This is a genomic window from Aquirufa sp. (assembly GCF_044377215.1).
In the GTDB taxonomy this organism is placed as follows: Bacteria; Bacteroidota; Bacteroidia; order Cytophagales; family Spirosomataceae; genus Aquirufa.
In genome coordinates this window covers 60,187-79,217 of the sequence record NZ_JBILJM010000001.1, presented here as the reverse complement: position 1 = coordinate 79,217, position 19,031 = coordinate 60,187, and the positions used below count along the sequence as shown (strand labels likewise).

Genomic DNA, 19,031 nt, shown 5'->3' with positions numbered 1-19,031 from the left:
TTACAAGAAGATAAATAATCAAATTACGCATTGGAAAAGCACGCAAAAATATATGTAGCTGGGCACCGCGGGATGGTCGGTTCTGCCATCGTTCGGTCACTTGAAAAAAGAGGATATCAAAACCTTATTTTAAAGACTTCGGCGGAGCTAGATTTGAGGAACCAACAAGCCGTTGCGGACTTTTTTGCAACCGAAAAGCCAGCCTATGTTTTTTTAGCAGCTGCCAAAGTGGGGGGGATTGTAGCAAATAATACGTATCGCGCCGACTTCCTTTATGAAAATTTGGCTATTCAAAATAATGTCATTCATGCCGCTTATGTGAATCAGGTAACTAAATTAATGTTTCTTGGATCTTCGTGCATCTACCCTAAATTAGCCCCTCAGCCACTTAAAGAATCTTATTTATTGACAGGTCTCTTAGAGCCGACCAATGAACCTTATGCGATTGCCAAAATTGCAGGCATTAAGATGTGCGAAGCTTACCGAGCCCAATATGGTTGTAATTTTATTTCAGTGATGCCCACCAATTTATATGGCCCGAATGATAATTACGATTTGCAAAATTCACATGTTTTGCCGGCAATGATTCGAAAGTTTCACGAAGCTAAAGAACGTGGTGATCAGTCGATGGAATTATGGGGTACAGGGTCTCCAATGCGCGAATTTTTGTATGCTGACGATTTAGCCGAGGCATGTATGTTTCTTATGGAAACATACAATGATGCCGAATTAGTTAACATTGGTACCGGAGTTGATGTGACGATTAAGGAGTTAGCAGAAACAGTCCAACGGATCGTTGGCTTTACGGGAACTATCAAATGGGACACTTCGCGTCCTGACGGCACACCTCGTAAGCTGATGGATGTGAATAAGTTACACGGCTTGGGGTGGAAACATCATATTGAGCTTGCTGATGGTATTCAATTAGCCTATCAAGATTTTTTGGCGAATGTTACGATTCGCAAATAATGGAAAAAGAGCTGGAGTGGTTTAGTGCCTGGTTTGATTCGCCCTATTACCACATTTTGTATGCGGAGCGTGACGAAGCGGAAGCAGCCATGTTTATTCAATCGTTGCAAATACATTTGCAAATTCAAGTAGGTGCCCACGTGCTAGATGCTGCCTGTGGAAAAGGACGCCATGCCAAAACGCTCGAACAATTGGGCCTTCAGGTAGATGCGTACGATTTGTCCCCCAAAAATATTCAAGAGGCGAATGAATTAGCTTCCGAGAATCTAACGTTTTTTGTGCACGATATTCGCGTGCCTGTGCCCAAGCGCCTCAGCTATGATGTGGTTTTTAATTTCTTTACAAGCTTTGGTTATTTTGATGAAAAGGTAGATAATTTATTGGCTTTTCATGCCTTTGCAGATGCATTAAAGTCAGGAGGAATGTTAGTTATGGACTTTTTCAACCCAACGTATGTGTTAGCTAATTTGGTGCGCGAGGAAGAGGTGCAGCATGGTGGAATTACGTTTTCGATTAAGCGCTGGGAGGCCAACAGTTTTTTATATAAATCGATTAAGTTCTCAGACAAGGGTAGGGATTTTCAGTTTGAGGAAAAAGTTGAATTGATTCCGAAACAGGACTTTTTCACGTATGCTGCCGAGTCCGGGCTAATTTTAGTAGATTTAATGGGAGATTATTCCCTTGCGCCATTCGATGAAAATACCTCTCCTCGAATGGTTTTCATTTGGGTGAAAAAATAAATGCTATGGAAACTTTTCAAGCACTTTGGACATCAGAAATGGCTGATGGAAAATTCGAAACATCAGTGCACGCATTGCCTTTTAGTACGTTAGGTGAGCAAGATGTACTTATTCGAGTAAGCTATTCATCCCTAAACTATAAAGATGCGCTGTCGGCCAGTGGCCACCGCGGTATCACACGGGATTTTCCACATATTCCAGGGATTGATGCTGCAGGAACGGTGGTCTCAGATAAACGTGGAATTTTTCGCGCCGGGGATCACGTTTTGGTAACAGGTTTTGACCAAGGAATGAATAGTCATGGTGGGCTATCTGAATTTGTTGCTGTACCGGGGGATTGGGTAATTGTAATGCCCGAAGGTCTCAATGCGCGCTCTGCGATGCAAATTGGAACCGCGGGACTGACGGCGGGTTTGGCGGTCCAAGCATTAATAGGCAATGGTCTTAGGCCTGAATCTGGAGAAATTTTAGTGACTGGAGCTTCAGGCGGTGTAGGGATGATTGCTGTCAAGTTATTAACGCACTTGCATTTTAATGTAGTCGCCATGTGTGGCAAACCTGAATTGGATGAAACTTTATTGGGTTTGGGGGCGAAGCGGATTGTGCGCCGACAAGATTATTTGTCCGAGAAACCAAGGGCATTATATCCCATGCAATTTGCCGGAGCGATTGATGTGCTCGGCGGAGAGGTACTCGTAAAATTGTTGAAAAGTTTACAATACGATGGTGTTGTCGCTGCTTGCGGAATGGCGGTAGGCATTGAATTGCCTTTGCAAGTTTATCCTTTCATTCTTCGTGGAGTGCGGTTAATTGGCATATATTCAGCAGATGCACCTTTAGCTCGGAAGCAAGAAATATGGCAATTATTGGCAAAAGACTGGTCGATTGCATTGGGTGATTTCACGACTGAAATTTCACTTTCCGAAGCTCCTCAAATCCTGAATGAGCTCTTAGCTGGTCGCTCATCCGGGCGTTACCTCGTTAAAATTTAATGAATTTGATGGGTTTTTGGCCGGGCACGCCAATGAATTGGATGAAATAGGCCCCAGCAGGTATGCTGCGAAGATCAATAAATTCACTGTTCAAGGGCTTTTCCAACCATCGTTTTCCGGTTAAATCCACTATTTCGATGCGCGCGCTTACTGTTTTCCAACGCGTTGGGATGCCCATTTGTATTCCACCTTGTGTTGGATTCGGATAGGCCGTAATTTGGGTAAATGGATTTTCTGCTTCTTGACCCAAAATACTAACAAAAATCTTATCTGATAAGGCCAAGCATTTATTAATATCAACTAACTGAATTTGATAGGCTCCGGTTTGGGTTGGTAAAAATTTCGCTTCGGTAGCTCCTGTAATTTTTTTATCATCTAGTAGCCATTGCATATTTGTTCCTGCCGTTGTCGAATTCAGGTAGCCATCTGAATAGGATACAAGCGGCGATACGGGGTTTGTAATATTCAGGGTGAATGTATTTGAAAGTGTTGGGCAAACACCCCCAAAACTAGCTAAAACTTGGTAGGTCCCATTTTTTGATGCCGTGATATTCGGTCCCGTTTGGCCTGTTGGTACTCCATTGAATTGCCAACTTAAATCTGCGTTATCTTTTGTGACTGCGCTTAGTGTTTCACTTGTCCCATTGCAGATTGTTTTCGTTCCAACTTTATCCAAGCTAATGACTGGGGATTTCAGTTCGCTAAGGGGCACATTTACCCGAGGACTTGGGCAACCCAATGAGCTAAATTTCATGTCATATAGGTAATAAAAACCCGATGTGATGGGTGCTCCATTGAATAAAGCACCTGTCATGGATAGAACAAATGGGATTGAATAAGGGTAACCTAAGTTGATGGGGGCATTAATTGTATCATTCAAGGAGCGGTTACTTCGGAAGATACTTGCTCCATTGCTGCAATTTTGTGAAATCATGTAATTACCAGCTTTCGGGAATGGGAGGTTAAGTTCGACAATTTGGCCGGGATCATTTTTGTCATCAATTAACTGGCTGTTTATTCTAGTGGAATTACGTTGTGTCCGAGTAGCAACGAGGTCTTTGGCGATGGAATAAATTAATTCGCCAGTATCCTTATTTAATACAGAGAATGTGATGGTACCTGAGGTGCCCACATATACACGTGCCGTTGTTAAAATTACCGGGGTTTTAATTTCAAAGATTGGAGTTGGGCCAAAATTTTCAAAGTAGCTCCCTGAACCAAATGCCGATTTGGTCGTTGGCCCAAAATCACCTTTAAAATCCCCCGTTGCCACAAAATAGGTTTGCCCGGGAGTGGCGGAAACTTTTAACCCTGCGCCTATTAGTGTGTTATTTGCATACCAAAGAGGATTGCCGCTATTTGCACTTAATGTTAAGTTGTTTGCTCCTAGGCAACTAATTCCAGTTGCGGTAGGGGCAATTGGGCTTTCAGTTTGGTATTGAATGGAGACCTCATTATTCCCGGTAAATTGATCATTGGGAAGGTTCGATTGAAGGACAAATTGGTAATTTTTTCCTGGCTGCAATGAAATTGGCCCACTGACTGAAACTAACGTTTCTTTTCCTGAAGCGAGGTTGGGAACCGTGCCGGTCATTTGGCCTATTTCTACTTGATTTAAAAGCACACGTACGCGCAGAGGAATTTGTGACTGTGCCTTGCTACCTACATTTTTAATTTTCGCTTGTAGGGTGGTTGACCCTGTTGTGGCACAGTTAAATCCGGTCGTGCTATTCAGTGAAATAGCTGCGATATCTTTTGAAGCTTGGGTGATTTCCAGTAAAAACTCGTTCGTTTCACCGGCAGCATAGTTGCCGCAGGTACTCGGACGTCCATTCGTGCTCGAAATGAGTCGCATGCGGTAATAATTACCGGCGGTTGCCAACGAAGAAATACTGAGGCTTTCGCGATAAGTTAGGTTAGCTTGGAAGGATTTAATGGTTTCATCTGCATCGTCAAAGTCCCCATCTTGATTCCAGTCAGCTAGTAGGATTACTTCTTTTGATTGTGCTGTTGTGAAATCAAATTGGCAATCCAATTGTGACCCTTGTTCCGTTTGAATTCTTTTTTGGGTAAAATCTCCTGTGCTCGCGTCACTAAATTCAATGGATCCAAATTTAGATTTAGCTATGTTATTATTGTTGGTCGTGGGCGCAGACACACAATACCCTCTTCCTCCGATGCCCGACATGATCAAACTAAAATCTTGTTTATCTAGTTTTAAAACGCCTTTATGGGAAAGGGTTAAGGTATATGTTTGGCCTGGGATGGTGCCGATAACGCGGATTTTCTCCACGTTATCGCGGAAGTTGTTTCCTGTGGTAGCGGGATTTCCTGGATTTTCCGGATCTAAAATATAAGGAAGGGATACACCTTGCGCATTTTGAATTTGAATGTCTAAATCATTGACAAGCCGAGGGCTACGATTGTTCAGATTTTCGGGTGTTATTGAAAGCACATTTGCCTCAGGGTCAGTCCATGAAAGGGTTACCTCGAGATCCCCTTTCCCGGAAGCGATGAGCGGAAAGGTTTGTTTTGTTCCGGTGGCCAAAGCCCCCTCAGTAATGCGGTATGCACCATTTTTGTTTTGGATGGCCATGGAAGCTTTTTCAACATTGATTAAACCCCAACCGCTTTTGTAGTCAGGGCCCACATTTCCGATGTCCAACGCGGTATGTATCGCTAGCCCTTTTAGTGTTGCGGCACGCATGAATGCCCCTTTATTTAGACGATTGTATAATTGTTGTAATAAAAAGAGTGATCCGGCAACCTGTGGAGATGCCATGGAGGTTCCAGTCAATGAGGCATACGAAGAATTGCCTGTATTTGTTGTGGATAAAACATCGGTCCCTATGCCTACAACGTCTGGTTTGATACGTCCATCGTCTGTAGGGCCCCAACTTGAAAATTCGCTGATTTGAACATCTGAGCCATACATTGGCACTTGCGTACTTAGCTCAGCCGCACCTACTGTCAATATATTTTTTGCATTTCCGGTTGTTGATATGATATCGAATCCGTCGTTTTTGGTGCGTGAAATTGCGGAAGAGTCTCTCGAATTTCGAAGTAGGTAAAATGAGCCGGCTGTAGGACCATTTTGGTTGCGGCTATTCCCCGCAGATTTGGTCATTAGGTACATGGGGGCATTAAAAGCGATGCGATCGAGGGCTTGTGTATTACTGTCGTAAAAGCCAAATTTGTAGTCTTCCAATGAACTGACTGCATCATTTCCCCACCATTGCCATTTGGATTTCGTGGAATCGTACACCCAGCCAGCTTGATAACCGTAGGAATGATTACTTATTAATAATTTAAGAGATGCGGCGCTAATTTCGGAATTGTCGTTCGTATAATCCCAAGCTTTTAGATTTGCCCCAAAAGCCATACCCCGTGCTGAGCTATTAATTCCTGACGCGATTAATGTCCCAGCTACGTGTGTGCCGTGCGAATCAGAGGTGATTGCCGATTCCTGTGGCATGATTCGGCCGGTAAATTCTTGGTGGGTAGTTAAGGGTGTTCCTCCATCCCAAAGCCCGAGCCATCCCGAAAGTGTGTCTGATCCGCCACTCAAAGAGAGGCCTAATGAACCACCTCGATATAGCTGATCCGTTCTTGTCATCTGCCCCGCGAACCGGTTGGAGTGGTGGGTCATATACATGGCTTCACCGATTTCATTAAATTGCTGGAACACAATTTTCATCCCCTCACCAAGGTCCTCACTCAAATGAAGCCCCCTAATTTTAGCTTGTGCCTGACTTTTTTGGAATAAACTGTCGCTTGATTTACTGAATGCTGTTGCATTGGCTTGTCGTTTACTTAATTGATCATCCAGCCGATAAAGCGACTTGGCTTGACCGAAAAGTGGCCTATTTCCAACCAAGAGTAGGGTAAAAAGCAACCAGATTAGGTATTGAGGCGAGGCCTTCGACTGCATGTTGTTACTAAAGTAAAGATCTAATTTAGCTTATTTCTTTTATTTCCACACGAAAGGTTTTTCGGTGGATTGGACTAAATCCTTTTTTTAGTACAGCTTTTCTATGTTCTAAGGTTGGATACCCTGCATTTCGTTCCCATCCATATCCTGGAAATTGGAGTGCTGCCTCGCGCATCCATTGATCGCGGTAGGTTTTGGCCAATATCGAAGCGGCTGCAATGGAAAAAAATTTCGAATCCCCTTTGACGATGCAGGTGTGTGAGATAAATGGATATTCGATGAAGCGGTTTCCGTCCACCAACAAATGATCGGGACGAATGGAAAGCTGTTCTACCGCTAGGTGCATCGCGTGTACGCTGGCCTTGTAAATATTGATTTCATCAATTTTCGCGTGATCTACTTCGGCGATTGCATACGCTATGGATTCGGTTTTTATGACTTCGATGAGTGTTTCTCGTTGCTTGGCCGATAGTTTTTTCGAGTCGGTCAATAGGGGATGATAAAAGTCTTTGGATAAAACAACAGCTGCCGCGACTACAGGGCCTGCTAAACACCCACGACCCGCTTCGTCGAGTCCAGCCTCAATCCCATTCGGTGAATAATATGATAAAAGCGTACTCACTTTATTTTGCATATAATGTACCCATTAATCAAAAATACTTGGTGATTACATAAATATGGGTTAAAATTGAAGATTATTTCCAAAGGTATCCTTATGTTACGTCAAATTACACTGCTTACTATTTTCATTTTTGCATTCGTTGGCCAAATCTCCGCTCAAAAATACAAGCCGAAAAAGATTTTCCATTTAGAGGCAAAGTCGGCGCGATTTGTAGGCAGCGGCATTTCAAACGAATCTTACTATTTCAAGCCCTCATTGGAGTTAGGAATTGGTATTCAGTATCCCATTACATCGCGTGTGAATTTTAGCCCTCAATTAACCTTATCACAGCGCGGTTTCAGTGGCAAGACTACTTTCTCTGATTCGGCATATACCAAACGTAATATTACTACCCAGTATTTAGACGTAAGCCCAAATTTTGAATTCAAGCTAGGTAGTTTATCTGAGTTTGGTAGTGGCTATTCTATTTGGGGTGGTCCATATTTGGGCATAGGTTTGTGGGATAATTCAACGTATGAAAAGCGGGCACAGACAGCGGCAGGAAATTTTGCTACGGTTACAACTACCGGTGAAAGTTTTTCTCGGGATATTCGCCGTTTAGATATGGGTATTAAAGTGGGTATTGGCGTAGTAACACAAAACTTTGTTTCCTTTGGTCTTACGTATCAAACGGGTTTTATGGATATTTCCACGAAACCAGGTGAATTACGCAATCAATCACTTGGTTTTTACATGCGTGTCTTTTTCGACGAGATTTTATAGTTAACGCGTAAATAACAAACGTTCCCCTTTTTTCGAAAGATCAAATTTACCCGCCTGGTAAGCTATATGGCCGGATACAAATGTGTGGCTGATGCTGTGCGGAAAAATGTGTCCTTCCAAAGGTGACCACCCACATTGGTATTCAATATTTGACTTAGAAACGGTATACGGAGTTTGCATGTCGACGATAGCTAAATCAGCCCAATAACCTTCGCGAATATATCCTCTTTCCGTTATTTGAAAGCATTCTGCAACATGGTGAGCCGTTTTTTCAGCGATTTGTTCCAGGCTCAAGACGCCTTCTGTGGACATTTCCAATAGCATCAAAAGTGGATGCTGTACTAAAGGCAGACCTGAAGGTGATTTCCAATATCCTTGTTGTTTTTCTTCCCACGTATGTGGCGCGTGATCCGTTGCAATAACATCAATTGCTCCGGATTGCAATGCAGCCCGAATTGCTTGGCGATGTCTTACTTCCTTTATAGCCGGATTACATTTGATTAAGTCACCTAAGGTTTCGTAATCCGATGCATCAAACCACAGGTGGTGAACACAGGCTTCGGAAGTGATGCGTTTATCTTTGACAGCTTTCCCCGTTTCAAATAAGGCAATCTCCTCCGCTGTACTGATATGCAGAATATGCAAGCGGGTGTTTGACTTTTTAGCTAAGTCCACAGCCATAGAGGACGATAAATAGCATGCCTCTTCATTTCGAATCAATGGATGAATGAAGGATGGAGCATCCTCTGGATACCTTGAACGAAACAATTCCAACCGCGCGCGCACGGTAGACTCATCCTCGCAATGTGTCGCAATTAACATTTCGCTACTAGCAAATAGGGTTTCAAGTGTTTTCATGTTGTCCACCAACATGTTTCCCGTACTTGAACCCATAAATACCTTAACTCCACATACATTTTGTTTATTAGTGCGAAGCACTTCCTCTAAATTGTCATTCGCCGCCCCCATAAAAAAGGAGTAGTTGGCCAACGAATTTTCGTGCGCTATGTGGTATTTATCAGCTAATAGTTCTTGAGTCAATGCATTGGGAACGGTATTGGGCATTTCCATAAAGGAAGTTACGCCACCAGCCACTGCGGCACGCGCTTCACTCGCAATTGTCGCCTTATGTGTCAAACCAGGCTCCCTAAAATGAACTTGATCATCGATCATCCCGGGAAAGATATATTTGCCCGTCAAGTCAATTACCGTATCGGCAGGTGTGGCACTAATTTGCGATGCAATCTGGTCAATACGTCCATGCTTAATTCGGATATCTCCCGAACTGATTTTTCCTTCGTTGACTATTTGGGCATTCTGCAATAGATACTGAGCCATGTTAATCGATTTTGATTTGGGTAATTCTGAATTCCGTCCGACGGTTTTGTTGGTGCATCTCTTCCGGACAATCCACGCCATCCACACACGCGTTCAGCAATTGGCTTTCGCCAAAACCCTTAGGTTTTATGCGTGTTTGACTAATTCCCTTAGCTAAAATATAGTTAACTGCAGACTCAGCTCTCGCTTGCGATAATTTCTGATTATAGGCTTTCGTTGACCTAGCATCTGTATGCGCACCTAATTCTAAATTTATTTGTGGATTATCATTTAGAAAATAGATGACTTTATCTAATTCCTGTGCGGCATCTGGCCTAATATCTGATTTATTTACATTGTAATAGATGGAAGAGATTCCATATAATTGGGAAATTTCTTGGCCTACTTCCGGTTGGTCCATCGCTAATTCGAATGTATACGTTGTATCTGTTTGGTCCTTTGTGAGCTTGCTTACAGGAATGTTTCGACCTTGCATGGAGAATGCGTTTCGAACGGTTAGGTAGGATTCTTTTGATCCCTTAAAGTTTAGCTCATCTGTTTCCAGTAGGTCAAAAATGGGCAAATACCCTTGTTTATCGGAGCTGAATACCTGAGCTTCTTCATTTTCGCGTTTGATGCTAACGCTCGCACCAGGAATTGCTTGCCCTTCTAAATTTACGACACGCGTTTTTAAATGATAAGCGACTGTTTTGTTAATGGGGCTTTCTTTGAGTTTTTTGGGATCTTCGATTCCCCACCATGTATTCTCAGCTTGAGGTGATTTAAAATAATAGATGTCGTCGTCTCCTTTGCCACCTGGTCGGTTTGAACTAAAATATCCAGAAGTGGAATCAGAGAAGCAAATGGCAAAGTCATCCCCAATGGAATTCAGAGGTGTGCCTAGGTGTTCAACAACGATTTCATTTTCGTTCCGACTGGCCACATATAAATCCAGACCTCCAATCGAAGGGTGTCCATCAGAAGCAAAATATAATTTACCGGCGTCACTTACTTGTGGAAATACTTCATCTCCCGGGGTATTTATGGTTGATCCCATGTTAATCGGTCGGCCAAATCTTCCCGAATTATCAATATTAACGCGGTATAAATCGAGCCCACCTTTTCCACCTCTTCGGTTTGAGCTGAAATATAGGGTCCGGTCATCGGTTGAAAAGCATGGACTACCATCCCATGCGACGGAATCTGATATAGCCAGTCGTTCTGGGGTGGACCATGAATCCCCAATTTTGGCAGAAATGAATAAATCTACATCAGGCGAAGCATCTTTTTTGCCCGTATTTCCGCGCGCAAAAACCATTTTTTTACCATCGTTTGAAAAGGCTGGGGTGCCATCATTCGCATTTTCTAAATAGATTTGTTTACTAAAAAATGTGGGTGTGCCAATCTCAAGCTCGGATTTTAATGGGGCAGTCACTAAACCCAAAAAGGGTAATCCATTATTCTTGTAAATCAGTGGCTTACTCGAACTTGTAAAAAGTAAGTTGGCCCCCTGTAAAACTGGAGCAAATTCAGTTTGAGCTGTATTTCCAATGATTGGATAAACCTGAACAAGACTTTTTTGCTTAATTAAATCGGGAATTTTGCTTAGGTTTTCTAATTCCATTTCGGCTTTTATTTGATTAGGCCGACTGGGTTTAGCGAGTAGAAATTTTTCAAGGTAAGTTTTGGCTTTGGCATAGTCACCCGTAGACTTAGCGGCCATGGCGATATGATAGCTGAGTAAATCGTCTGGTATTCCGGCTGTTAAAGCTTTTTCGAGATAGGGAAGCGCGTTGCTGATGCGGTTAGAGAGGCGGTACGATTCGCCAATTATATACGCGGATTGATTATCAAGCTTGTTTTTGGTTGCTAAAGGTTTTAGCGTTTGAATCGCCAAATCGTACTCTCCTCGTTCAAAATAGTTTTGTCCTTTTTGTGTAACCGATTGCATGAAACTGCAGCCGGTCCCGATTGAAATAATCAGGACATAAATCAATGGACAGGCTAAATTTGATATGAATCGAGGCATAGCGTAAGTAAGAACTTTCAAATGTAATAAGCTATGCTCATTATTTTCATGTACATTTGTAGAAATTATCAAATAGGTAAGGAATATTATTCCGAATTAATACAGCAGTGATGTTGCATGTTTTATGAGAAAAAGAATTCAAAAGGACGACAACCGTCGTTCAGATGCACCGCGTAACGCGTCCGCATCAAGATCTGAAGGTAGATCATCAGCAAGAAATTTTGGAGATAGTTCGACAGGACCGCGCAGCGAGTCAAGAGGAGAGCGTAAACCATTTAACCGGGAAGGATCAAGCGATCGTCCGTATACACCTCGCGCACCTCGTGCAGAAGGTGGCGAACGTCGGCCATATAACCGGGAAGGATCAAGCGATCGTCCGTACACGCCTCGCGCGCCACGTGCAAATGATGGTGAACGTCGGCCTTACAACCGGGAAGGATCAAGCGATCGTCCGTATACACCTCGCGCACCACGTGCAGAAGGTGGCGAACGCCGACCTTACAACCGGGAAGGATCAAGTGATCGTCCGTACACGCCTCGCGCACCACGTGCAGATGATGGTGAACGCCGACCATACAACCGCGAAGGTTCTAGCGATCGTCCGTACACGCCTCGCGCACCACGTGCAGATGATGGTGAACGTCGGCCTTACAACCGGGAAGAATCTAGTGATCGCCCGTACACGCCTCGTGTTCCTCGTGAAGAAGGTGGTGAGCGCCGTGCATATAATGGAAAACCTTTTACTCCTAGGACGCCACGACAAGAATTTGACGGAGGAGAAAATACGCCTACACCATACCGCCGCGACGGGGGAGATTTCGAGCCTCGACCTGCGCGCGAATCAAAACCAAGTTTTGAACCAAGAGAGGAAAGTCGTTCTTTTACCCCACGTGAAGAGGGTGCTAGAAAAACTAAATTTTCGCAACGAGAAACATTCAAAAGTAGAAATCGGCATGATGAAGCTCCTGCATTTACCCCACAATATAAATTAGATCGTTATAAGGAGCGCGCTCCTGCCAAAATTCAAAAGAAAATTGCTCAAACGGAGCGAAGAGGAGACGAGGTTCGCTTAAATCGTTTCATTGCCAATGCGGGTATATGTTCGCGACGAGATGCGGATAAGTTGATTGAGGCTGGTGAAATCAAAGTGAACAACAAAGTGGTAACCGAAATGGGTTATCAGGTGAACCCGACCGACGTGGTGAAATATGGTAATCGTAGATTAAACCGCGAGAAGCCAGCCTATGTATTATTAAATAAGCCTAAGGATTTCTTAACGACAACGGAAGATCCTCAAGATCGTAAGACTGTTATGGAATTAGTGAAAAATGCGGGCGAAGCACGTATTTATCCGGTAGGTCGTTTGGACCGAAACACAACGGGCTTAATTTTATTGACAAACGATGGCGAATTAGCAGATAAATTGACGCACCCATCGAATGAGATTGAAAAAATCTATCAAGCCGAATTAGACAAACCGCTTACGGATGAGGACTTTGAGAAAATCAAGGCCGGTTTAACTTTAGAAGATGGTGAAGTTAAAGTAGATGATTTGGCGAAAGTAACTCCCGATGGCTATGTCGTTGGCGTGAAAATTCACTCAGGTAAAAACCGCATTGTTCGTCGTATTTTTGAACACTTGGGTTATGAAGTGACTAAATTGGACCGAACAACTTTTGCAGGGTTAACTAAAAAAGATCTACCTCGAGGAAGTTGGCGCTACCTAACAGAGCGCGAGTTAGTGAAGTTGAAGTACCTATTATAACAAAGAAAAGGCCCGATTCTCATCGGGCCTTTTCTTTGATTTGGAAGTACATATTAAATATTCATCAATGATTCGCGGCGTCTCATTTTTCCTGCAGGAATACCAAACATCATTTTAAATCGACGGCAGAAATAGGCCGTGTCTTTGTACCCAACTTCAGAACCAATCGCACGGATGGATTTCTTAGTTGTGCGAAGTAGGCCAACGGCCGCTTCCATGCGTTGATATTCAATATAGTCTTGTGGATTTATACCGGTCAACATTTTGAAATATTGGCCAACGTAATCTTCGGAAACGTTCGCAACATTTGCGAGCACTTTATTGGATAAGTCGCCACCAATATGATCTTTGATGTACGCAAAAATATCTATTAAACGTGGATCTTTGAAATACGTACTGTTCGTTGCTAGCTGCTCGACGAACAAACGGTTTTGGATAATGTACCGAATAACTTCGATGACAATTTCTTCCGTTTTAATTTTTATAATACGGCCTTTCCCGATTTCATCCGATAAATCTTCGAGCAAAATCTCCTTGATCGTTTGTGCTAATTTTTCGTCCTTCTTGATCAAAAAAGGAGGAATGTCTAAGGAGGTAAAGAAATTGACCGAATCAAAAACTTTTGCCTCAAAAGCAACCATACCAAATGAATTTTGATGTGATCCAATTAGGGAAGAATCCATATTCAGATCAAAATATAATTCACGGTGTGTCATGAATTCCTCGTTATTGACAGCCTTTGGTTTTTCAGCGTTACCATAGGTTACGCTAACCATTTTACCGCCTGGAATAAAAAGCATATCACCTTCTTCTACAGGAGTATCTTCTTCGCCAAATGAAACCTCCCCTTTGTACAAAATCAAGAGGGAGTTTTCTACATCGTAGTAATTTTTGATGCGAATAGGTTGTAATATTCTAATGTTTCGGGCCTTGATAAATTTAACTCCAAGGGACTCGATGATCTTATTATAATCTTCCATAAAATGCTGAATTAATGGCTCTAAACGCTACTTTGATTTTAAAAACTTGGACAAAACTAATAAATCAGATAATAATTCCAAATTATTTAGCGTAATATTTTAACGAAAATGACAAATCATTTTTGACGTATATTATTGTAATATACCTATAAGCTTCGTTTGAGGGCTTTGAGAACTTTATAAATCAATGCCAGTCTGTTTTTTATAATTATTTTTAGAGTTGGCAGAAAATTGAAATAAAATAAATTATTAGGTCATTTTTTATCTGTAAATTTGTTTTTTATGAAATTAGGCGGCGCTTTGACGCCCTTTTTTGAAACACCATGGGACTATTTAATTTCCTTACCAAGGACATTGCAATCGATTTAGGAACTGCAAATACCTTGATTATTCACAAAGATCAAGTGGTTGTGGATGAACCATCCATCATTGCGCTCGACCGGAACACAAATAAAGTGTTGGCTGTTGGTCGTCAAGCCATGATGATGCACGAGAAAACCAACGATAATATTAAAACTATTCGTCCTTTAAAGGATGGCGTTATTGCTGATTTTACTGCGGCAGAGTTAATGATGCGCGGTTTGATTAAAATGATGGACAAGGGTAATTCCTTTTTCACTCCAGCATTGCGCATGGTAATTTGTATACCATCAGGTATCACGGAAGTTGAGAAGCGTGCGGTAAAGGATTCAGCTGAGCATGCGGGCGCTCGCGAGGTTTACATGGTTCATGAGCCTATTGCCGCAGCTATTGGTATTGGTATTGATATTGAGCAGCCTAATGGCTCGTTGGTAGTTGATATTGGTGGTGGAACAACCGAAGTTGCGATCATATCCTTAAGTGGAATTGTCGTTGAAAATTCGATTCGTGTTGCTGGAGATGAATTCACACGTGACATTAAAGATTATTTATTGCGTGAGCACAAGTTGGTTATCGGAGAGCGTTCTGCTGAACAAATTAAAATACAAGTTGGCGCTGCATTACCGGAATTAGATAATCCTCCAGCAGATTTTGAGATTCGTGGACGTGATCAAATGACGGGTATTCCCAAGGAAATTTTAATCAACTACTCGGAGATTGCCTACGCATTGGATAGTTCGATTACGAAAATTGAGGTAGCCATCATGGAAACCTTGCAACGTGCTCCAGCTGAACTTTCGGGGGATATATTCCACAATGGAATTCACTTAGCCGGTGGAGGAGCGATGTTACACGGATTGGATAAGCGTATCGAAAAGAAGACTCAATTAAAAGTACACGTGGCTGATGATCCGCTGAAGGCGGTAGTACGCGGTACGGGAGAAATCTTGAAAAACTTGGAAAAATATAAAGCAGTTTTAATTACCTAGATTTTCCATTCATTTTTAATTGCGTTTGGCATGAATCAATTGTTCCAATTCCTACTGAGACAGCGGACATTCCTCCTGTTTTTGGTGTTGGAAATTGTGAATCTTTGGGCGATTTTTAGTTACAATTCATACCAGCATACCTGGTATTTTAATACCACTAATCAGTGGGCTGCTTCGATTTTATCTACCACTCAGGAGGTTAAAAAGTATCACCAATTACGTATTGTAAATGCGCAGTTAGCCGCGGAAAATGCACGATTACACACGCAATTATTGCAGTTGCGTAGTCAGCAGCAACCAACTGGAAAAATACCTTATTTTGCGAGTGCGGCGCTATTAAATCGCTATCAAGCTGTTGCCTGCAAAGTGATGGATCAAACGACGCAATTGGCTCAAAATTATTTGACAATAGACAAAGGACTTGCGGATGGAATTAAACCAGGAATGGCGGTGATTTCATCCACGGGAATTGTGGGTAAAGTCATGTCGTGTACTCAAAATTTGTCGCTGATTGTTTCCGTATTACATACGAGTAATACCGTTTCTGCTAAATTGAAATCTTCAGGGGAATTGGGCTATATGAAGTGGTCTGGCTACCAAGCGGAAGTAGGTGAATTAATGGATGTATCAAAATATAAGAAAGTGGTTAAAGGGGATACTGTTGTAACTTCTGATTACAATGCCGTTTTTCCTCCCAACGTCCCCATTGGGATCGTTGCGAAAGTAGGGATTGAAAAGGATGATACATTTCATGACATAAAAGTAATGTTGCTCACACAGTTTTCTACGTTGACATATGTGTATGTGATAAAGAACAGACTAGCTTACCAACAAGCTAAATTGGAGCAAAATAAACCTAAAGCGGAATAGCATGAATACGAGCTTATCGGTGAAGTGGTTTTTGGGGGCAACGGCAGCAATGGCTTTGCAGGTTTTATTTTTGCGGGATATTGCGTTTGCCAACGTAGCTTTTTGCTTTATTTACGTGTGGGTAATTATCAAAGCGCCCATGCGTGTAGCCACCCCTTTATTACTTGTGGTTGCTTTTTTTTCTGGTTGGATCATAGATGTGTTTTATAATACCCATGGACTACATGCCTTTGGGACGGTTCTAGTTGCCTTGTTACGGCCTACTTTTTTTCGGATTTTAACACCTGCAAATGGCTATGATGAGCGGTCTGAAATCTCGTTATCTGAAATGAAATGGCTGTGGTTTTTTCCGTATGTAGGTTTAATGCTCGTATCGCATCATTTGATTTTGTTTCTTTTTGAAGCGAGTGATCTTGCGATGTTTGGCCTTAGTTTAGTTCGCGCCTTCAGTTCAGCTATTTTAGGGTTACTCGTATTTGGGTTATTGGAATTTTTCAATCGGGACCAATAAGTCTTTTTGGCAGATTATTTCTTCGAAATTTTTTGGATACGGAATTGCAAGAGTTAGTGCACGCAAAATTTTGCCTAAATGCCTAACTTATGGATATTCTAATAGAAAATTCTAAAATTTCTCCAACTGTGGCGCATGCTACTTTTAAGCGAGAGTTTTTTCCACACATGGATGCGATGTACAATTTCGCATTAAAATTAACGAATGACGTGGATGAGGCGCGTGATTTGGTACAGGATACGTGCATGAAAGCCTTCCGCTTTATTCATTCCTTCGAGCCAGGGACGTATGCCAAAGCCTGGTTATTTCGCATACTTAAGAATAATTTTATTAATGATTACCGTAAAAAATCACGGGGGCCATCCAAAGTTGAGTTTGAATGGGTCGAGCAATCAATCACAGGGGATGAAGATTCGGAACCTGCCTTTCAAGCTGATTTGCAGGCAGAAACTGTTAATGAAATGCTTGGCGATGAAATTACGGCGGCGATTCAAGCCCTACCTGTCGATTTTCGCATGATCATTATACTCTGTGATCTTGAAGAATTTAGCTATGAAGAAATGGCTCGAATTTTGAATATCCCGATTGGCACCGTGCGTTCGCGACTACATCGTGCGCGGACTTTACTTAAAGAGGCTTTGACTACCTATGCTAGATCAAAAGGATATGTATGACACTTTGTCATTGAATAAACGAACTAAAATGACCTTGACCATTGTTAGGTATGAGTCCAAAATGTAAGCTATAGGGTATGAAAACGAGTTGCACACATCATAAAGAATGCCTTCAGGTGATTCAGCGAATCTTAGATAAGGAAGCAACATCAGCCGAAGAGGCTCAATTTTTGGCTAATAAAGATCAGTGTTTACCTTGTCAAGAAGGGTACAACTTAGAACAATCCTTGAAAAACGCGATTAAAACTAAATGTTCCGTCTCTTGTCCATCGGACTTATTTACGCGCATTGAGGCAAAACTTTTTTTAGTTTTAATCCTTATTTCCATCTTAATTCCCTTATTTTGTTAGCTTAAATCAATAACCTTGGAAGGTAAATTAATCATATTCTCTGCGCCCTCCGGTTCGGGAAAAACAACAATTGTTAAACAATTACTCGCAAATAATTCCAATCTGGGATTTTCTATTTCTGCGTGTACCCGAGATAAACGAGGTCGTGCAGAGACAGATGGACAAGATTATTATTTTTTATCACCCGATGAGTTTCGTAACAAAATTAATGAAGGAGCTTTTGTTGAGTGGGAAGAGGTGTATCCAGGGGCCTATTACGGCACCTTGAAATCTGAAATTGAACGTATTTGGGCGTCAGGGAAACATGTGATTTTTGATGTGGATGTCAAAGGTGGTTTAGCGCTTAAACAGTATTACAAAGAACGGGCTTTGGCAGTTTTTGTCAAAGTTCCCTCCCTGGACATTTTGGAAGAGCGGCTTCGTTCGCGCGGGACTGAAACAGAAGAATCGCTTTCCAAGCGTATATTTAAAATGAAGTTTGAATGGGCTTTTCAGGATAAATTTGACGTTGTTTTGGTGAACGATGTGCTAGAAAATGCGGTGGAAGAAGCCCAACGCCTATTTGACAATCTTACTCAATAGTATGAAAATTGGCTTATTTTTTGGTTCGTTCAACCCCATTCATCATGGCCATTTAATCATTGCACAAGCCGTATTGAATCAAACGGATGTGGACCAAATTTGGTTTGTTGTATCACCACAAAACCCGCTTAAGAAAAGTAAGACTTTATTGCATGAATTCGATCGGCTTGATATGGTAGAGCGTGCAATTGAGGCGAATTTTAATTTTAAGAGTTGCGACATCGAGTTCCATCTGCGTAAACCATCGTATACGATTGATACACTCACGCATCTGTCAGAACGGCACCCAAATCATACATTTACGCTTATACTTGGTGGCGACAACTTAGAACAGTTTACGCGCTGGAAAAACTATAACCAAATACTTGATTATTATGGTCTTTTCGTTTATCCAAGAGGGGAGGAGCAAATTAGTGATTTGTGGCATCACAAACATGTTACACGAATTGATGCACCTGTTTTACAGATTTCGGCAACCTATATTCGCGCGTGTATTCAACGTGGGAAATCCATAAAATATCTAGTTCCTGATCAAGTGGAGCAACAAATCGATATTAAAAAATTCTACCTTTAGGCCTTTTCGCCTCA

At 42.0% G+C, this 19,031-nt stretch carries 17 protein-coding genes; 12 read left to right on the top strand and 5 right to left on the bottom strand.

Translation table 11 applies throughout. The features are described 5' to 3' along the window. Positions 1 to 30: 30 nt before the first annotated feature. Genes ACIQ6T_RS00375 through ACIQ6T_RS00365 form a run of 3 tightly spaced genes read left to right on the top strand, consistent with a single transcriptional unit; the run spans position 31 to position 2,701 of the window. Entirely contained in the window at positions 31 to 969 is a 939-nt protein-coding gene (locus tag ACIQ6T_RS00375) for a GDP-L-fucose synthase family protein (RefSeq protein WP_395783060.1), read from the top strand. Next, positions 969 to 1,709: a class I SAM-dependent methyltransferase gene (locus tag ACIQ6T_RS00370; protein ID WP_395783058.1), complete on the top strand. Its 741-nt coding sequence runs from the start codon at positions 969 to 971 to the stop codon at positions 1,707 to 1,709. The genes ACIQ6T_RS00375 and ACIQ6T_RS00370 overlap by 1 nt, the downstream gene beginning before the upstream one ends. Before the next feature lie 5 nt (positions 1,710 to 1,714). After that, entirely contained in the window at positions 1,715 to 2,701 is a 987-nt protein-coding gene (locus tag ACIQ6T_RS00365) for a YhdH/YhfP family quinone oxidoreductase (RefSeq protein WP_395783056.1), read from the top strand. Here the strand turns inward: ACIQ6T_RS00365 and ACIQ6T_RS00360 are convergent. Together ACIQ6T_RS00360 and ACIQ6T_RS00355 are read right to left on the bottom strand one after the other, a co-directional pair. Beyond that, complete coding sequence (locus ACIQ6T_RS00360; protein WP_395783054.1) at positions 2,691 to 6,632, bottom strand: S8 family serine peptidase; 3,942 nt, start codon at positions 6,630 to 6,632, stop codon at positions 2,691 to 2,693. The genes ACIQ6T_RS00365 and ACIQ6T_RS00360 overlap by 11 nt on opposite strands. Before the next feature lie 25 nt (positions 6,633 to 6,657). Then, on the bottom strand, positions 6,658 to 7,266 hold the full coding sequence (locus ACIQ6T_RS00355; RefSeq protein ID WP_395783052.1) for a ribonuclease HII: 609 nt from the start codon (positions 7,264 to 7,266) through the stop codon (positions 6,658 to 6,660). Between the two features lie 81 nt (positions 7,267 to 7,347). Here ACIQ6T_RS00355 and ACIQ6T_RS00350 point away from each other — a divergent pair, with 81 nt between their 5' ends. Further along, positions 7,348 to 8,016 carry an outer membrane beta-barrel protein gene (locus ACIQ6T_RS00350; RefSeq protein WP_395783050.1) on the top strand — a complete coding sequence of 223 codons (669 nt, stop codon included), beginning with the start codon at positions 7,348 to 7,350 and terminating at the stop codon, positions 8,014 to 8,016. Here ACIQ6T_RS00350 and ACIQ6T_RS00345 read toward each other — a convergent pair whose 3' ends face one another. Both ACIQ6T_RS00345 and ACIQ6T_RS00340 read right to left on the bottom strand, forming a co-directional pair. Next, on the bottom strand, positions 8,017 to 9,354 hold the full coding sequence (locus tag ACIQ6T_RS00345) for a dihydroorotase (RefSeq protein ID WP_395783048.1): 1,338 nt from the start codon (positions 9,352 to 9,354) through the stop codon (positions 8,017 to 8,019). It abuts the gene before it with no gap. A gap of 1 nt (position 9,355) precedes the next feature. Further along, the gene (locus tag ACIQ6T_RS00340) at positions 9,356 to 11,362 is read right to left on the bottom strand and encodes an OmpA family protein (protein ID WP_395783046.1); all 2,007 of its coding nucleotides are present in this window, start codon (positions 11,360 to 11,362) and stop codon (positions 9,356 to 9,358) included. A gap of 124 nt (positions 11,363 to 11,486) precedes the next feature. Between ACIQ6T_RS00340 and ACIQ6T_RS00335 the strand changes: the two genes are divergently transcribed. Beyond that, on the top strand, positions 11,487 to 13,127 hold the full coding sequence (locus ACIQ6T_RS00335; RefSeq protein WP_395783044.1) for a pseudouridine synthase: 1,641 nt from the start codon (positions 11,487 to 11,489) through the stop codon (positions 13,125 to 13,127). Positions 13,128 to 13,180: 53 nt separating this feature from the next. On the opposite strand, the gene ACIQ6T_RS00330 is transcribed toward ACIQ6T_RS00335, so the two are convergent. Continuing rightward, entirely contained in the window at positions 13,181 to 14,107 is a 927-nt protein-coding gene (locus ACIQ6T_RS00330; protein ID WP_395783042.1) for a helix-turn-helix domain-containing protein, read from the bottom strand. A 323-nt stretch (positions 14,108 to 14,430) separates the two neighbouring features. Between ACIQ6T_RS00330 and ACIQ6T_RS00325 the strand changes: the two genes are divergently transcribed. The 7 genes from ACIQ6T_RS00325 (at position 14,431) to nadD (ending at position 19,017) form a co-directional block, all read left to right on the top strand. After that, complete coding sequence (locus ACIQ6T_RS00325) at positions 14,431 to 15,456, top strand: rod shape-determining protein (RefSeq protein ID WP_395783040.1); 1,026 nt, start codon at positions 14,431 to 14,433, stop codon at positions 15,454 to 15,456. Positions 15,457 to 15,486: 30 nt separating this feature from the next. Next, positions 15,487 to 16,326: a rod shape-determining protein MreC gene (mreC, locus tag ACIQ6T_RS00320; RefSeq protein WP_395783038.1), complete on the top strand. Its 840-nt coding sequence runs from the start codon at positions 15,487 to 15,489 to the stop codon at positions 16,324 to 16,326. 1 nt (position 16,327) lies between these two features. Then, positions 16,328 to 16,837, top strand: coding sequence for a hypothetical protein (locus ACIQ6T_RS00315; protein WP_395783036.1), 510 nt, complete (start codon positions 16,328 to 16,330; stop codon positions 16,835 to 16,837). Between the two features lie 89 nt (positions 16,838 to 16,926). Further along, positions 16,927 to 17,511, top strand: a complete 585-nt coding sequence (locus ACIQ6T_RS00310) for a sigma-70 family RNA polymerase sigma factor (RefSeq protein ID WP_395783034.1) — start codon at positions 16,927 to 16,929, stop codon at positions 17,509 to 17,511. A gap of 77 nt (positions 17,512 to 17,588) precedes the next feature. Next, positions 17,589 to 17,861 carry a phosphohydrolase gene (locus ACIQ6T_RS00305; RefSeq protein ID WP_395783032.1) on the top strand — a complete coding sequence of 91 codons (273 nt, stop codon included), beginning with the start codon at positions 17,589 to 17,591 and terminating at the stop codon, positions 17,859 to 17,861. A 15-nt stretch (positions 17,862 to 17,876) separates the two neighbouring features. Further along, complete coding sequence (gmk, locus tag ACIQ6T_RS00300) at positions 17,877 to 18,443, top strand: guanylate kinase (RefSeq protein ID WP_395783031.1); 567 nt, start codon at positions 17,877 to 17,879, stop codon at positions 18,441 to 18,443. A gap of 1 nt (position 18,444) precedes the next feature. Continuing rightward, positions 18,445 to 19,017: a nicotinate (nicotinamide) nucleotide adenylyltransferase gene (gene nadD, locus ACIQ6T_RS00295; RefSeq protein WP_395783029.1), complete on the top strand. Its 573-nt coding sequence runs from the start codon at positions 18,445 to 18,447 to the stop codon at positions 19,015 to 19,017. The last annotated feature ends 14 nt before the right edge of the window (positions 19,018 to 19,031 follow it).

Coding starts and splice junctions, on each gene's coding strand:
- ACIQ6T_RS00335 (WP_395783044.1), top strand. CDS start 11,487: ATGAGAAAAAGAATTCAAAAGGACGACAACCGTCGTTCAGATGCACCG.
- ACIQ6T_RS00310 (WP_395783034.1), top strand. CDS start 16,927: ATGGATATTCTAATAGAAAATTCTAAAATTTCTCCAACTGTGGCGCAT.
- ACIQ6T_RS00365 (WP_395783056.1), top strand. CDS start 1,715: ATGGAAACTTTTCAAGCACTTTGGACATCAGAAATGGCTGATGGAAAA.
- ACIQ6T_RS00325 (WP_395783040.1), top strand. CDS start 14,431: ATGGGACTATTTAATTTCCTTACCAAGGACATTGCAATCGATTTAGGA.
- ACIQ6T_RS00360 (WP_395783054.1), bottom strand. CDS start 6,632: ATGCAGTCGAAGGCCTCGCCTCAATACCTAATCTGGTTGCTTTTTACC.
- ACIQ6T_RS00350 (WP_395783050.1), top strand. CDS start 7,348: ATGTTACGTCAAATTACACTGCTTACTATTTTCATTTTTGCATTCGTT.
- ACIQ6T_RS00330 (WP_395783042.1), bottom strand. CDS start 14,107: ATGGAAGATTATAATAAGATCATCGAGTCCCTTGGAGTTAAATTTATC.
- ACIQ6T_RS00355 (WP_395783052.1), bottom strand. CDS start 7,266: ATGCAAAATAAAGTGAGTACGCTTTTATCATATTATTCACCGAATGGG.
- mreC (WP_395783038.1), top strand. CDS start 15,487: ATGAATCAATTGTTCCAATTCCTACTGAGACAGCGGACATTCCTCCTG.
- ACIQ6T_RS00345 (WP_395783048.1), bottom strand. CDS start 9,354: ATGGCTCAGTATCTATTGCAGAATGCCCAAATAGTCAACGAAGGAAAA.
- nadD (WP_395783029.1), top strand. CDS start 18,445: ATGAAAATTGGCTTATTTTTTGGTTCGTTCAACCCCATTCATCATGGC.
- ACIQ6T_RS00315 (WP_395783036.1), top strand. CDS start 16,328: ATGAATACGAGCTTATCGGTGAAGTGGTTTTTGGGGGCAACGGCAGCA.
- ACIQ6T_RS00340 (WP_395783046.1), bottom strand. CDS start 11,362: ATGCCTCGATTCATATCAAATTTAGCCTGTCCATTGATTTATGTCCTG.
- ACIQ6T_RS00370 (WP_395783058.1), top strand. CDS start 969: ATGGAAAAAGAGCTGGAGTGGTTTAGTGCCTGGTTTGATTCGCCCTAT.
- ACIQ6T_RS00305 (WP_395783032.1), top strand. CDS start 17,589: ATGAAAACGAGTTGCACACATCATAAAGAATGCCTTCAGGTGATTCAG.